The 14,089-nt window shown below is 71.3% G+C and carries 12 protein-coding genes; 7 read left to right on the top strand and 5 right to left on the bottom strand.

Translation table 11 applies throughout. The features are described from left to right. Window positions 1–90: 90 nt before the first annotated feature. Genes E9934_RS13505 through E9934_RS13490 form a run of 4 tightly spaced genes read left to right on the top strand, consistent with a single transcriptional unit; the run spans window position 91 to window position 3,322 of the window. A complete protein-coding gene (locus E9934_RS13505; RefSeq protein WP_136563425.1) occupies window positions 91–1,404 on the top strand; it encodes an ATP-binding protein in 1,314 nt (437 codons plus the stop codon). Then, a complete protein-coding gene (locus E9934_RS13500) occupies window positions 1,401–2,066 on the top strand; it encodes a LuxR C-terminal-related transcriptional regulator (RefSeq protein ID WP_136563424.1) in 666 nt (221 codons plus the stop codon). The genes E9934_RS13505 and E9934_RS13500 overlap by 4 nt, the downstream gene beginning before the upstream one ends. Then, window positions 2,063–2,929 carry a M15 family metallopeptidase gene (locus E9934_RS13495; RefSeq protein WP_202977300.1) on the top strand — a complete coding sequence of 289 codons (867 nt, stop codon included), beginning with the start codon at window positions 2,063–2,065 and terminating at the stop codon, window positions 2,927–2,929. Before E9934_RS13500 ends, E9934_RS13495 begins: the two co-directional genes overlap by 4 nt. A gap of 36 nt (window positions 2,930–2,965) precedes the next feature. Continuing rightward, complete coding sequence (locus tag E9934_RS13490) at window positions 2,966–3,322, top strand: hypothetical protein (protein ID WP_136563423.1); 357 nt, start codon at window positions 2,966–2,968, stop codon at window positions 3,320–3,322. Between the two features lie 178 nt (window positions 3,323–3,500). Here E9934_RS13490 and E9934_RS13485 read toward each other — a convergent pair whose 3' ends face one another. Further along, on the bottom strand, window positions 3,501–4,565 hold the full coding sequence (locus tag E9934_RS13485; protein ID WP_158295002.1) for a type IV toxin-antitoxin system AbiEi family antitoxin domain-containing protein: 1,065 nt from the start codon (window positions 4,563–4,565) through the stop codon (window positions 3,501–3,503). A 356-nt stretch (window positions 4,566–4,921) separates the two neighbouring features. Between E9934_RS13485 and pcrA the strand changes: the two genes are divergently transcribed. Continuing rightward, complete coding sequence (gene pcrA, locus E9934_RS13480; RefSeq protein ID WP_136563421.1) at window positions 4,922–7,375, top strand: DNA helicase PcrA; 2,454 nt, start codon at window positions 4,922–4,924, stop codon at window positions 7,373–7,375. An 85-nt stretch (window positions 7,376–7,460) separates the two neighbouring features. Here the strand turns inward: pcrA and E9934_RS20050 are convergent, their stop codons facing one another. Continuing rightward, entirely contained in the window at window positions 7,461–8,645 is a 1,185-nt protein-coding gene (locus tag E9934_RS20050; RefSeq protein ID WP_202977299.1) for a M23 family metallopeptidase, read from the bottom strand. A 321-nt stretch (window positions 8,646–8,966) separates the two neighbouring features. Between E9934_RS20050 and sucC the strand changes: the two genes are divergently transcribed. Continuing rightward, window positions 8,967–10,133, top strand: a complete 1,167-nt coding sequence (sucC, locus tag E9934_RS13470) for an ADP-forming succinate--CoA ligase subunit beta (protein ID WP_136563420.1) — start codon at window positions 8,967–8,969, stop codon at window positions 10,131–10,133. Between the two features lie 28 nt (window positions 10,134–10,161). Then, a complete protein-coding gene (gene sucD, locus E9934_RS13465) occupies window positions 10,162–11,058 on the top strand; it encodes a succinate--CoA ligase subunit alpha (protein WP_136563419.1) in 897 nt (298 codons plus the stop codon). 86 nt (window positions 11,059–11,144) lie between these two features. On the opposite strand, the gene E9934_RS13460 is transcribed toward sucD, so the two are convergent. The 3 genes from E9934_RS13460 to E9934_RS13450 all read right to left on the bottom strand — a co-directional run bounded on the left by E9934_RS13460 (window position 11,145) and on the right by E9934_RS13450 (window position 14,040). Then, window positions 11,145–11,876 (bottom strand): hypothetical protein, encoded by a 732-nt coding sequence (locus E9934_RS13460; RefSeq protein ID WP_136563418.1) that lies wholly within the window; start codon window positions 11,874–11,876, stop codon window positions 11,145–11,147. 186 nt (window positions 11,877–12,062) lie between these two features. Beyond that, the gene (locus E9934_RS13455; RefSeq protein ID WP_136563417.1) at window positions 12,063–13,538 is read right to left on the bottom strand and encodes a hypothetical protein; all 1,476 of its coding nucleotides are present in this window, start codon (window positions 13,536–13,538) and stop codon (window positions 12,063–12,065) included. Beyond that, the gene (locus tag E9934_RS13450) at window positions 13,531–14,040 is read right to left on the bottom strand and encodes an RNA polymerase sigma factor (protein WP_136563416.1); all 510 of its coding nucleotides are present in this window, start codon (window positions 14,038–14,040) and stop codon (window positions 13,531–13,533) included. The genes E9934_RS13455 and E9934_RS13450 overlap by 8 nt, the downstream gene beginning before the upstream one ends. Window positions 14,041–14,089: the final 49 nt, after the last annotated feature.

Here is a 14,089-nt window from a genome sequence, read left to right as displayed (position 1 = left end):
CGGGCGTCGGTCCCGGAGTGGGGCGTCAGGGTCGGATCAGGGTCTCACCCCCTGCTGGCGGACGTCGCGCTGTGTGACGATGGAGCCATCATGAGCAGCACCGCACCCCCGGTCCCGGCGCCCGGCCCGGCGCCCGGCACCGTCGTGGCGCCGGCCCCACGACGGGCCTGGCGCGGCCTGCGCGACCCGGTGCTCGGTGGCGTCGCCGCGGGGCTCGCCGCGCACCTCGCCGTCCCGGTGATGTGGGTGCGGGCCGGGTTCGTCGTGGCGACCTTCATGGGCGGGTCGGGCGTTGCCGCCTACGCCGCGCTGTGGGCGATGCTGCCGGCCGGTCCGCCGCCGGAGGTGCTCGCCCCCGGCCTGGCGTCCGCCAGCCGGGACGGTCGCCGGCCCCGCCGCGGCCGCCGACTCTCGGACATCGGACCGGTCCTCACCCTCGCGGTCCTCGGGATCGGCATCGTGTTCGCCACCGAGGCGGTCCTGGGCAACGGTTGGTGGGTGTGGCCGCTGGCGATCGGCATCGTCGGCGTCGCGCTCCTGTGGCGCCAGGCCGACGAGGCCCAGCGGGAGCGCTGGCTCGACGCCACCGGCCAGGTCGATCCCATCGGAGTCGTCGTGGGACGCGGCGGCTGGGCGGCATGGGCGCGGATCGCGGCCGGCGTGGGCCTGATGATCGTGGCGTTCGTCCTGTTCGTGCTCCGCGACGGCTCGCTCTCGCTGGCTCGTGACGCCGTGATCGTCGTGCTGCTCGCCCTTGTCGGCATCGCGATCGTCGCGGGACCCCTCGTCTACCGCCTGGTCGGCGAGCTCGGGGCCGAGCGGGAGGAGCGGGTGCGGACCCAGGAGCGCGCCGACGTGGCGGCCCACCTCCACGACTCCGTGCTCCAGACCCTGGCCCTGATCCAGAAGAACCCCGCCGACGCCTCCCGGCTCGCTCGCGCGCAGGAGCGCGACCTCCGGGCCTGGCTCTATGCGGGCGAGTCCCTCGACGAGGCCACCGTCGCGAGCGCCCTGCGCGCGGTGGCGGCGGACGTCGAGGACGCCTACGGCATCCAGGTCGATGTCGTGGCCGTCGGCGACGTCGCGTTCGACGAGACCGTGCGGCCGATCGTCCAGGCCGCCCGCGAGGCCGCGACCAACGCCGCGAAGCACGCCGGCGTGCCGCGGGTCGACGTCTATGCAGAGATCACCCCGATCGGGATCGACGTGTTCGTGCGCGACCGCGGCGTCGGCTTCGATCCAGCGGTCACCCCCGAGGACCGGATGGGTGTCCGCGGCAGCATCCTCGACCGCATGCAGCGCCATGGCGGGACCGCCGAGGTCCGGTCCACCCCCGGCGAGGGCACCGAGGTCAGGCTGCACCTCGACCACACACCGACCGACCAGCAGGAGGAGACGACGTGAGCGACGCAGCAGCCATCCGGGTGGTGGTGGTCGACGACCACGCCATGTTCCGTCGCGGGGTGAGCGCCGAGCTCGCCGCCACGGGCGCTGGTCGCGTCGAGGTCGTCGCCGAGGCCGCCGATGTCGACGAGGCCGTCGCGGCCGTCGCGGCGCACCGACCGGGCGTCGTACTCCTCGACGTGCACCTGCCCGGCGGCGGTGGGGCCGAGGTCATCCGCCGCACCCGCGACAGCGAGGTCCGCTTCCTCGCGCTGTCGGTCTCCGACGCCGCCGAGGACGTGATCGGCACGATCCGCGGCGGCGCCCGCGGCTATGTCACCAAGACCATCACCGGCCCGGAGCTCCTCGACGCCATCGTCCGCATCGCCGACGGCGACGCCGTCTTCTCCCCGCGGCTCGCGGGCTTCGTGCTCGACGCCTTCGCCGGCGCCGGCATCTCCGCCGACCTCGCCAGCGTCGACGAGGACCTCGACCGGCTCACCGAGCGCGAGCGGGAGGTGATGCGGCTGATCGCCCGCGGCTACTCCTACAAGGAGGTCGCCAAGGAGCTGTTCATCTCGATCAAGACCGTCGAGACCCACATGTCGTCGGTGCTGCGCAAGCTCCAGCTCTCCTCGCGCCACGAGCTCACCCGCTGGGCCTCGGACCGGCGTCTGCTGTGAGGGCTGCGGTCGCCACCGGCATCGCACTCCTCGCGGCCGGTGCGCTGGCCACCGGCTGCTCGACCGGCGACGAGCCGAGCCGTCCCGTGACGACGACGTCCGCTCCCGAGCCCGGCGTCACGCCACCGCCGTCCGCGACATCGGAGCCGGGGCCGTCGTACTCCACCTGGGAGCTGGGCGTCCACGTCCTGCCCCGCACCGCCGACGGCTTCGGCGAGATCCTGCCGACGCCGAGGGCGCTGCGGGTGCGGAGCTATCCGACCACCGACCTGCTGCCGCCGCCAGCCGACGGCGCGTTCGCGTCGTCGATCGGACCGGTCGCGCCCGCCATCCGCGAGCGGATGGGGGAGACCTGGTCGCCCGCCTGTCCCGTCGCCCTCGACGACCTCGCCTACGTCACCGTGTCTTTCCGCGGCTTCGACGGCGAGGCGCACACCGGCGAGCTGGTGGTCGCCGCGACGGAGGCCGAGGGCGTGGTCTCGGTGTTCCGCGCCCTGTTCGCCGCCGACTACCCGATCGAGGAGATGCGGTTGCCGACCACCGCCGACCTCGAGGCGCCGCCCACCGGCGACGGCAACAACACCGCCGCACTCGTCTGCCGCGCGGCGCGTGGCCAGACCACCTGGTCAGCCCACGCCTACGGCCTGGCGATCGACGTCAACCCCTTCCTCAATCCCTACGTGAAGGGTGACCTCGTGCTGCCCGAGCGGGCGTCGGCGTACGTCGACCGCACCCGGACGCAGCCCGGCATCATCCACGCCGACGACCTGGTCGTGCGGGAGTTCGCACGCATCGGCTGGTCGTGGGGCGGGGCCTGGAGCTCGCTGAAGGACTACCAGCACTTCACGGCCACGGGTCGGTGAGCGCCGAGGCCGCTGCGGCGCCCTAGGATCAGCGGCATGGACACCCTCCGCCTGATCCTGCTGATCATCCACATCCTCGGGTTCTCGGCGCTGATCGGCGGCCTCCTCGCCCAGGCCGGGCCGGGGGAGAAGAAGGTCACCGGTGTCATGCGCGACGGCGTCGGCACCGCCTTCCTCGCCGGCCTCCTCCTCGTCGGCGTCCTCGAGGGCGGCGACGGCGACGTCAACCACGCCAAGGTCGGCGTCAAGCTGCTGCTCGGCCTCGTCCTCCTCGTCCTCGTGATGGCCAACATGCGTCGCGAGCGGATCCCCAACGGCCTGTGGATCGGCATGGTCGCGCTCGCGGTCCTGCAGGTCGTCATCGCCGTCGCCTGGTCGCCCGTCCACACCTGAGGCGCCCCGCCTCTCCTGCGGCGCGGCGCATGCCGCTGTAACACGTTGTTGAGCCACCTTCGGTGACCGTGCAGGATCTACACGACCCCTGCAGAGCCGATTTCCGCCGAGACGGGTCGTGCAGGTTCGTCAACAGCGTGTTACATGCCTCTGAGCCGCCGCGACGAGCCGCCGACGATCAAGCAGCCCACCGCCCCCAGCCCATGAGTCGGTACGCCGGAGGTGTCGGACGCGGACGCGGCCGCGGACCGCGCGGCCGGAACGGCGCGAGGTCGCTGACGTCGGTGCCGAAGCGGGAGCAGGTGTCGAGGTACTCCCGGCGGAACCGTGCCCGGGCATGTTCGACGCCGGCGCCCCACACGTCGGCCCAGGTGCCGCGGCTGATCCCGAGCTTGAAGCCGGTCAGGAAGTCCTGCCGCCCCTTCTCCTCCCACAGCACCTCCGTCGCGGGTTGGAGCGCGACGCCGCCGTCGTGAGGCCCGAGGATCTTGACCATGCCGTCGAACTCGAACAGATGGCGTCCCAGCCGCAGGTCGCACCATGCTGTCCGTCCGTCGGCGCTGAGTCCGAACTGAAGCTCGGGTGTCCCGAACCCAAGGCCCTCGACGAGGATCCGCATCAGGGTCTCGCCCGGTGAGTCGGCGTCCGCCGAGGCCGAGGCGATCACCTCGTCCATGATCGTCGACCTCGGCCAACACCACATGAGCGCCTTCACCTCTGCCAGCTGCGACCGCGTCACCCCGAGCCGCATGGCGGAGTCAGCAGCGACGAGTCCTTGCTGATAGCCGTGCTCTCGCGTGATGTCGAGGGCAGTGCGGGCCAGCCCCAGCACGCCCACACCGTGGACGGCCGTGGCCTGTTCCTGGGGGTACGGCGCCAAGTGCTGCGCGATGTCGCGGCGCCGGTGCGTGCCGACGATCCCGGGACGGGTCAGGTGCGACACGGGCCGCGGCTCTCGAAGCACGGGCAGTTGCAGGGCGTAGGCCGCTGAGTGATGACTCAGTACGTGCGAAGCGGCGACGCGCAGGCTGGCCGCCCGGTCGGCCAGCAGGCGCTGCTCTGCGTGGGTGGTGAGGCTCTCGACGTACTCCCGGGCCGTGTAGACGCCGCGCCGCAGCGCCAGCCAGGCGCCGGACTTGACCAGTTGGTCGACGGCCGCTGCCGACATGCCGGCAGCGATGGCTTGGAAGCGCGTCACCAGGCCCCACTGGTTGCTCATGATGGCTCGGACACGGGCGTTCATGCCGCCCACTGTCGCGCTTACTCCGTCCCGGCCGGCTCCTCTCCAGTGCAGCCTGTGCAGTGAGAACGCCACGGAAGGTGGTGTTCGGCCGTCGTGGCCGGGTTTGTGACGCCTGGGACGCAGGGTCGACCGCATCGGGGAGCGGCGCTGTAACACGTTGTTGAGCCAGCTTCGGTGCCCGTGCCGGATGTTCACGACCCGTGGAGAGTTGATTTTCGCCGACACGGGTCGTGGAGGTCGGCCAACGACGTGTTACAGCGCTCGCCGCCGCCAACAACGTGTTACATGCCCGCCCCGCCAACCCGTCCCAGCCACCCGCCGGCTGCGTCGGTACGGCGCCGTAGGCTGGCCGGAGCATGAGTGACGCAACCGCCGCGACCCGGCCCGCACTGACCGCCGACCAGCTTCTCGAGGGCCTCAACGACCCGCAGCGCGAGGCGGTCCGGCATGAGGGAGCGCCGTTGCTGGTGGTGGCCGGGGCGGGGTCGGGGAAGACCCGGGTGCTCACGCGGCGGATCGCCTGGCTGATCGCGGTCCGCAAGGCGCACCCGGGCTCGATCCTGGCGATCACCTTCACCAACAAGGCCGCGGCCGAGATGAAGGAGCGGGTCAGCGACCTGGTGGGCAACCGGGCGCGGATCATGTGGGTCAGCACGTTCCACTCGGCGTGCGTGCGGATCTTGCGCAAGGAGGTGACCCACCTCGGCCACCAGCGGCTGAAGTCGAACTTCTCGATCTATGACGCCCAGGACCAGAAACGGCTCATCACGCTGGTCTGCAACGACCTCGACCTGGACCCGCGCCGCTTCCAGCCGGGGCCGGTGCTGCACTGGATCAGCAACCACAAGAACGAGCTGCGTGACCCCGACGACGTGGCGGCCGAGGCCACGACCAGCATCGACGAGACCTATGCGGCGGCCTACAAGCTCTATCAGCAGCGGCTGCGCGAGGCCAACGCGATGGACTTCGACGACCTGATCATGGAGACGGTGCGGCTCTTCCAGCTCAAGCCGGAGATCCGCGAGACCTACCGGCGCCGCTTCCGCCACGTCCTGGTCGACGAATACCAGGACACCAACCACGCGCAGTACTCCCTCATCCACCAGCTCTGCGGCCCGGACTTCGAGGAGCACGACCCGACCACGCTGGACGGTCTTCCCGCCGACCGGGTGCCGCCGGCCGAGCTGATGGTCGTGGGCGACGCGGACCAGTCGATCTATGCGTTCCGGGGCGCCGACATCCGCAACATCATGGACTTCGAGCAGGACTTCCCTGACGCCCGCACGGTGCTGCTGGAGCAGAACTACCGCTCGACCCAGACCATCCTCAGCGCCGCCAACGCGGTCATCGAGCGCAACGAGGGCCGCAAGCCCAAGCGGCTGTGGTCGGATGCCGGCGACGGGGAGAAGATCGTCGGCTACGTCGCCGACGACGAGCACGACGAGGCGCGGTTCGTGTCCTCCGAGATCGACAAGCTGACCGACTCCGGGGGAGTCAAGCCGTCCGACGTCGCGGTGTTCTATCGCACCAACGCGCAGTCGCGAGTCTTCGAGGAGATCTTCATCCGCACCGGCCTGCCCTACAAGGTCGTCGGCGGCGTCCGCTTCTATGAGCGCAAGGAGATCCGCGACGCGCTCGCCTATCTCCGCATGCTCGTCAACCCCGACGACCAGGTGTCGCTGCGCCGCATCCTCAACACCCCCAAGCGCGGCATCGGCGACCGCGCCGTGCTCGCCATCACGACGTACGCCGACCGCGAGCGCATCACCTTCTGGGAGGCGCTGCAGCGGGCCGGTGAGGCGCCCGGGCTGGCCACCCGCAGCCAGACCAACATCGAGGGCTTCGTCGCGATGGTCACCGACCTGCAGCAGATGGTGGCCGCAGGCGAGCGGCCCGACGTGATCCTCGAGACCGTCCTGGACCGCTCGGGCTACCTCGTCAGCCTCGAGGAGTCCGACGACCCGCAGGACGAGACCCGGGTGGAGAACCTCGGCGAGCTCGTCGCCGTCGCCCGCGAGTTCGCCGAGGACCCCGTCGCCGGCCCGTCCGCCGACCCGGCCGACGTCGACGCCGGCACCGTCGAGCCGGGGCTCGCGGACTTCCTGGAGCGGGTCGCGCTGGTCGCCGACTCCGACCAGATCCCCGACGCTCCCGACGGCGATGCCGACGACCCGGACGCGCCGGAGGACACGGGCGTCGTGACGCTGATGACCCTGCACACCGCCAAGGGCCTGGAGTTCCCGGTCGTCTTCCTCACCGGCCTCGAGGACGGGATCTTCCCGCACTCGCGCGCGCTCGGCGACCGTCCCGAGCTCGAGGAGGAGCGGCGCCTGGCCTACGTCGGCATCACCCGCGCCCGCGAGCGCCTCCACGTCTCCCGTGCCCTGACCCGCTCCGCCTGGGGCGCCCCGTCGATGAACCCCGCCTCCCGGTTCCTCGCCGAGCTGCCGATCGACCTGGTCGACTGGCGGCGCACCGAGGCGGAGCAGACGCGGTGGTCGCGGCCGTCGTACGCGCCCGGCGGCCGGGAGTACGACGCCGGCGGCTCGACCCGTCTGGGCGCCCCCACCGCGGCCGGTCGGCGCAACTTCAGCTCCGCCGCCGCCCGGGCCGACGCGGCCGCGAAGGCCAAGCCGTCACGACCGGTGCCGGTGCTCGCGCCGGGCGACAAGGTCACCCACGACTCGTTCGGCCTCGGCACGGTCGTCTCGGTCGAGGGCCAGGCGGAGAAGTCGGTGGCGTCGATCGACTTCGGCTCCGACGGCGTCAAGCGCCTCCTGCTGCGCTACGCGCCGGTCGAGAAGCTGTAGCTTCATCGGGCCTGGCCGTGCAGCGCCGTCTTGCCGCGAGATCAGGGTTGGAACTACGCAAGGCAACTGCGGCGCGCTCGCGCAATCAGGGCGTCACACCGTGCTGGCGCAGGGCGGCGTCGGGGTCGACCGGGTCGCCGCCGCCGGGGCGGACCTCGAGGTGGAGGTGGGCGCCGGTGACGTGGCCGGTCGTGCCGACATAGCCGATGACCTCGCCGGCGCGGACGGTGTCGCCCGCGCTGACCGTGGTGGCGGACTGGTGGCAGAACCAGATCTCGGTGCCGTCTTCGAGGGTGAGAACGGTCTTGTTGCCGTAGGCGCCGTCGAATCCGGTGGAGGTGATCACGCCGTTGGTGACGGCCTTGATCGGGGTGCCGCTGGGGGCCGCGAAGTCGAGGCCGGTGTGATAGCTGGACCAGAGTCCGTATTCGCCGAAGGTCGCGGTCAGGCGGTAGCTGTCGAGGGGGAGCACCCAGCGGTTGAGGGCGATCTCGGCGGCCTCCGCCTCGGCGGCCTGGACGAGCTCGCCGAGCTGGGCGTTGCGCTCCTCCGCGTGCCGCTCGGCTTCCTCGACCATGTCGATGGTGGAGCCCTGTGCGAGCGCGTCGCGGTCGGAGTCGCGGCTGACCGTCGCCCCCCGGTCGCCGCCGAAGGCGCCCGAGCCGAAGGAGCCGGTCATCGCGTTGGCGGCGGTCAGCCGGCTGGTGCCGGAGGCCAGCTGCGGATCGGCCGACACGACGGCGCCGCCGATCGCGACGGCGAGGGTCGCGACGCCGACGGCGACGGGCAGGGACGGCAGACCCTTGAAGAGGGGACCACGGGGGCCGGCGTGCTTGACGGCACGGCGCTTGCCCGGGGCCTGGATGGCCCGGAGCTGGGTGGTCGAGGAGTCGGTGAGGGGGTCGAAGAGCGGGATGTCGCGTAGGGCGGGCAGCTCGACGGTGGGGGTGCGCTCGAGACCGGCCAGGAGCACCGGCGTCGGCGCCAGCGCCACGGAGGGTACGACGGGCGCGAGGTTCACCTGCGTCGGTCCGGCGGCGCGCCGGCGACCGCCACCCGACGGGGCTGGTGCGGCGGCAGGGGCGGCGGCGGGGGTCGCGGGGGTCTCCGTGACGCGGGCCGCGACGGTCGGTGCCGCGGCCTGCGGTTCACGACCGGCGACGCGCTTGCCGACGTACTTCTCGGCCGTCTGAGGGGTCGTCGGGGAGGAGCCTTCGTCCGTGCTCGACCGGCGCCGCGGCGCGCGGTGATCTGCTCGGTGGCTACCCATCGACTGCTGACTCCTTGGGGGGACGACGATGCAGGCAGATCTCTCCCTGCACCTCATCCGAGCGCCCGATGAGCTCGGCGGCGAGGTGGCCGCCAGGTGACGACCGGGTGAAACGTGCGTGCCGACCTTAACCGATGCGGGGAGGGCCCCGAAATCCCCCGGCACGTCGGCTGTGGATGGCTCGACGGATCAACGATGCGACGTGAAGAGGGTCACGTCACATGTCCGCGGACTCGTCCTACTCGTGGGTCACGACTATCGTGCCCGGGGGTGTGCCGCTGTGCGCGCACCGCACTCTGACCCAGATGTGAGGACGTATCAGTGGACCTGATGGAGTACCAAGCGAAGGAGCTCTTCGCGAAGCACGGTGTGGCCACGACGATCGGTGTGGTCGTCGAGACCGCCGAGGAGGCGAAGGCCGCTGCCGAGAAGATCGGTGGCGTGACCGTCATCAAGGCGCAGGTCAAGGCCGGCGGCCGCGGCAAGGCGGGCGGCGTGAAGCTCGCGAAGACCCCTGACGAGGCCTTCCAGTACGCCACGGACATCCTGAACCTGACGATCAAGGACCTCCCGGTCAACCGGGTCCTGGTCACCCCGGCCACCCCGCCGGAGGCGGAGTACTACTTCTCCTTCCTGCTGGACCGGTCGAACCGCCAGTACCTCTGCATCGCGTCCGTCGAGGGTGGTGTCGAGATCGAGGAGGTCGCGAAGACCAACCCCGACGCCGTCAAGAAGATCGCGATCGACCCGGGCCAGGGCGTCGACGCCGCCAAGGCGCGCGAGATCGCCACGGAGGCCGGCTTCCCGGAGCCCGTCTTCGAGCAGGCCGTGACGATGATCGAGAAGCTCTACACGGTCTTCGTCGAGGAGGACGCCACGCTCGTCGAGGTGAACCCGCTCGCGCGGCTCGCCGGTGACAAGCTCGAGGCGCTCGACGGCAAGGTCTCGCTCGACGAGAACGCCTCCGAGGTCCGCCACCCCGACCACGAGGCGTTCGAGATCCGCGAGGAGGCCGACCCGCTCGAGGCGAAGGCCAAGGACCTCGGCCTCAACTACGTCAAGCTCGACGGCCAGGTCGGCATCATCGGCAACGGCGCGGGTCTCGTCATGAGCACCCTCGACGTCGTCGCGTACGCCGGCGAGAAGCACGGCGGCGTCAAGCCCGCCAACTTCCTCGACATCGGCGGCGGCGCCAACGCCCAGGTGATGGCCAACGGCCTCGACGTCATCCTCAACGACGAGCAGGTCAAGTCGGTCTTCGTCAACGTCTTCGGTGGCATCACCGCGTGCGACGAGGTCGCCAACGGCATCAAGGGTGCTCTCGAGCTCCTCGGCGACAAGGCCACCAAGCCGCTCGTCGTGCGCCTGGACGGCAACGCCGTCGAGGCCGGCCGCGCGATCCTCGACGAGCTGAACCACCCGCTCGTCACGCAGGTCGACACCATGGACGGCGCGGCCGACAAGGCCGCCGAGCTGGCGAACGTCTGAGCGCGCGAGAGATAGAGAGCAGAAGAAGATGAGCATCTACCTCAACAAGGACAGCAAGATCATCGTCCAGGGCATCACGGGCGGCATGGGTGCCAAGCACACCGCCCTCATGCTCGACTCGGGCGCGACGATCGTCGGTGGCGTCAACGCCCGCAAGGCCGGCACCACGGTCACCCACAAGGACGCCCAGGGCGCCGACGTCGAGCTGCCGGTCTTCGGCACGGTCGAGGAGGCCATGAAGGAGACCGGCGCCAACGTGTCGGTCCTCTTCGTCCCGCCAGCGTTCACGAAGGCCGCGGCCATCGAGGCGATCGACGCCGAGATGCCGCTGATCGTCGTCATCACCGAGGGCGTGCCGGTCCAGGACACCGCCGAGGTGTGGTCCTACCTGCAGGGCAAGTCCACCCGGATGATCGGCCCCAACTGCCCGGGCATCATCACGCCCGGCGAGTCGCTGGCCGGCATCACCCCGCACACCATCGCGGGCAAGGGCCCGGTCGGCCTGGTGTCCAAGTCGGGCACGCTGACCTACCAGATGATGTACGAGCTGCGTGACTTCGGCTTCTCGACCGCCATCGGCATCGGCGGCGACCCGATCGTCGGCACCACGCACATCGACGCCCTCCAGGCCTTCGAGGAGGACCCGGAGACCAAGGTGATCGTGATGATCGGCGAGATCGGCGGCGACGCCGAGGAGCGTGCGGCCGACTACATCAAGGCCAACATCACCAAGCCGGTCGTCGGCTACGTCGCGGGCTTCACCGCCCCCGAGGGCAAGACGATGGGTCACGCGGGTGCGATCGTGTCCGGTTCCGCCGGCACCGCGGCCGCCAAGCAGGAGGCCCTCGAGGCCGTCGGCGTCAAGGTCGGCAAGACGCCGTCCGCCACCGCCGCTCGCGCGCGGGAGATCCTCGAGAAGCTCTGAGCTCCTCACCGCAGCAACGACGAAGGCCCGCCACCCCCACGGTGGCGGGCCTTCGCCCATTTCCTGCGCCCGATCGGGCGGTCGACTCAACCCAGCCGGTCGACCGCGACCGGGAGCATCTGGTTGACCGGGGTGCCGCCGTCCTCGTCGAGGAAGTTGTAGTCCTGGCCGACGATGACCGAGGTCAGCACGACCACGCGGTCGCCGTCGAGCGCGACACCGGTCTCCATGATGTAGGCGGAGTCGCCGTCCTCCAGGGCCTCGGGGAGGGGGCCGAAGTGGGCGTCGACGATCAGTGCCTCGGTGCCGGCGTCCACGGCACGCGGCTCGAAGGAGCGGAAGTCCGTGATGGCAGCGGGCCGCTCGGCGCACTCGGTCACGGCGGCCACGACGGCGTCGTACGCCGCCTCGGCGGCCGCCGCGTCGTCGTACTGGCCGACGAGCTCGGTGAGAAGGTCACCCTGGACCTCGATGTCGGGCTCCTGGGTGTTGCGGAGCTCGAAATCGGCCCGGACGACCTGGCTCGCCCCGGTGCCGTTGAGGCCCTCGGCGAGGCAGGGGTGGGCGAGGTCGCCGTGGCCGTCGAGGTCCTCGTCACCCGTAGCGAGGCGGAACCAGTCGGCGCCGTCGCTGTAGACGGTGTCGGCGTCGGTGAGCAGGACGTCGGCCGTCAGCGTTGACGACGAGGGGCTGCCGGTCGAGCTGACCGGGGTGGTCTCGTCGGCGACGGTGGTGGTGTCGTCGCTGCAGGCGGTGAGCAGGGCGGGCGCCGCGAAGGCCATCGCGGCGATGAAGAGGGGGGTGGACCGACGGTTCACGGCGGATCCCTTTCTGTGTGGTGGAGCTGTTGATCGATGTCGGAGGAGATACGTCGGGCCGGCCCGTCCGGTTGCATCGATTGCGCGAGAGATCCCGGGATTCCCGCGCCAGGACAGCAAAAAGTCTCGAGGCCTGCCCGGGTGACGGGCAGGCCTCGAGTGGTGTGCTGGTGGCGCGTCGGAGAGTCAGCAGCCCTGTGCGTCGAAGGCGCACATCGCGTCGAGGACGGTGGTGGTCTCCGCGACGATCTCGGCGACGATCTCGTCCTCGCGTCCCTGCGGGTTGCCGGCGTGACCGCCCCAGGCGGCCACGAGGACGGCGTTGCCCACCCGGACCAGCACGGTGGTGTCGCCGAAGGTGGTCGGTGACCCCTCGAACTCGTCCCAACCGAGGATGGCGACGGCCTCGTGGCCGACGTCGCCGACAGATCTGACCGACCAGTTCGGCGTGTAGCCGTCCTCGCGGGTCTCGCCCTCGGGGCAGCCGCGGTAGAGGTCGGCGACCGCCGCGATGGCGGCCTCCGCCTCGGCGACGGACTGGTAGGTCGTCAGCTGCCGGGTGCGGTAGTCCTCGACGTCGGACCAGGTGGCGCCGAGCCGGTCGTTGAACGGCGCGTCGGCCAGCGGCGTGCCGCAGGCCTCGAAGGCGACCGGGTCGCGCTCGCGGTCGGGCCCGACGAGGCCGTCCTGGTCGGGCTCGGCCGTGCGATCCGGCCAGCCCGCGGCCAGCGGAAAGGCGTCGTCGATGACCGTGTCGCCGGTCGCGGCGTCCGGGTCGGACACCGACTCCGGCACCTCCGGGACGTTGGCGCCCGGCGCCAACCGCTCGGCCGCGAGGGGCAGCATTCGCTGCATCGGGGTGCCGCCGGTCTCCTCGAGGAAGTTGTAGTCCTGACTGATCTGGGTCAGGCTCAGCACCGCGATCCGGTCGTCGAGCAGGACCACGCCGGTCTCGTTGATGTAGGCGCTGTCGCCGTAGGGGTCGACCTCGACGGGCGCCGGGTTGCCGTGGATGTCGACGATCAGGCCCTGGCCACCCACGATGTCGACCGGTCGCGACTGCAGGGTCCGGATCTCGGTGGCCTCGCCCAGGCTGGCGCAGTCGTCGAGCCATCCGCTGATGGTGGCGAACGCGGCCTGAGCCGCCTCGGCGTCGGGGAACTCCGCGACCTCTTGGGCGAGGGTCGGCGGGTACGGCTCGTCGACGATCTCGCCGCCGGGGGCGAAACCGAAGAAGCGGTTGAACTCGGCGGTCGAGCCGAGCCCGCTGAGGGCCTGCTGCTGACAGCTGAAGGTGGTGGCCTGGCCGTCACCCTCGAAGGTCTCGGTCTCCTGCCAGTCGCCCCAGTTGTTGTGGGCCGTCTCGCCGTCGGCGAGCAGGTCGTCGGCGCTGAGGGCGACCGAGCGGGGCGGGTCGGCGACGTTGGTGTCGTCCCGGTCGTCCGTGCCGCTCCCTCCGGCGATGGCGAAGATCGGCACGGCGACGGCGGCGACGGCGAGGGCGGCGCCTCCGGCCACCAGGGCGTTGCGGCGGCGCCGGATCTTCTCGCCTCGCCGACGTGCGTCGGCGGCGGAGTGTGGCATGGGTCCTCCCGATGCTCCTGTGCTGAACCCGGCACCGAACTGGCTCAGCTGGTCCAGCGGATCGCGCTGCTCAGGCATGGGTCATCCCTCCTCCCGCGAGCCCGGACTCGTCGGTCAGCAGCACGGCGAGTGCCGCGCGTCCCCGGCTGAGCCGGGCCTTGATGGTTCCTTCGGGAACGCCGACCTCGGCCGCCACTTGGTGGACGGGGAGGTCGGCGATGTGGTGGAGGACCAGCGCCTGGCGCTGGGCCTCGGGCAGCTGCTTGAGCGCGGCGACGAGAGCCACGTGGGTCTCGTCGACGGCCGGCACGATGACGGGGCCACCGAGGGCGCGGTCGGGGGAGCGCTCGCCGCGCTTGCGACGCCGCCAGCGGCTGACCGCCAGGCGGTAGGCGGTGGTCCGGACCCAGGCCTCGGGATAGGCGGCCTTCTCCAGCTTGCGCCGGTGGGCCCAGGCGCGTGCGAACGCCTCCTGGACACACTCGGTCGCCTCGTCGAAGTCGCCGATCATCGCATAGACCTGACCGGTCACCCGCCGGAACGACGCGGTGTAGAACTCGTCGAACTCCTGCTCGTCCACGCACGCCTCCTCTCGGCTGGTCCGTTGCCCGGGAGCCGGGCTGTCGAGG

Origin of the sequence: Nocardioides caeni, assembly GCF_004912195.1 — a bacterium.
GTDB classification, from domain to species: Bacteria; Actinomycetota; Actinomycetes; order Propionibacteriales; family Nocardioidaceae; genus Nocardioides; species Nocardioides caeni.
Note: the sequence above shows the minus strand (reverse complement) of the source record. Positions and strands in the feature narration are given on the sequence as shown.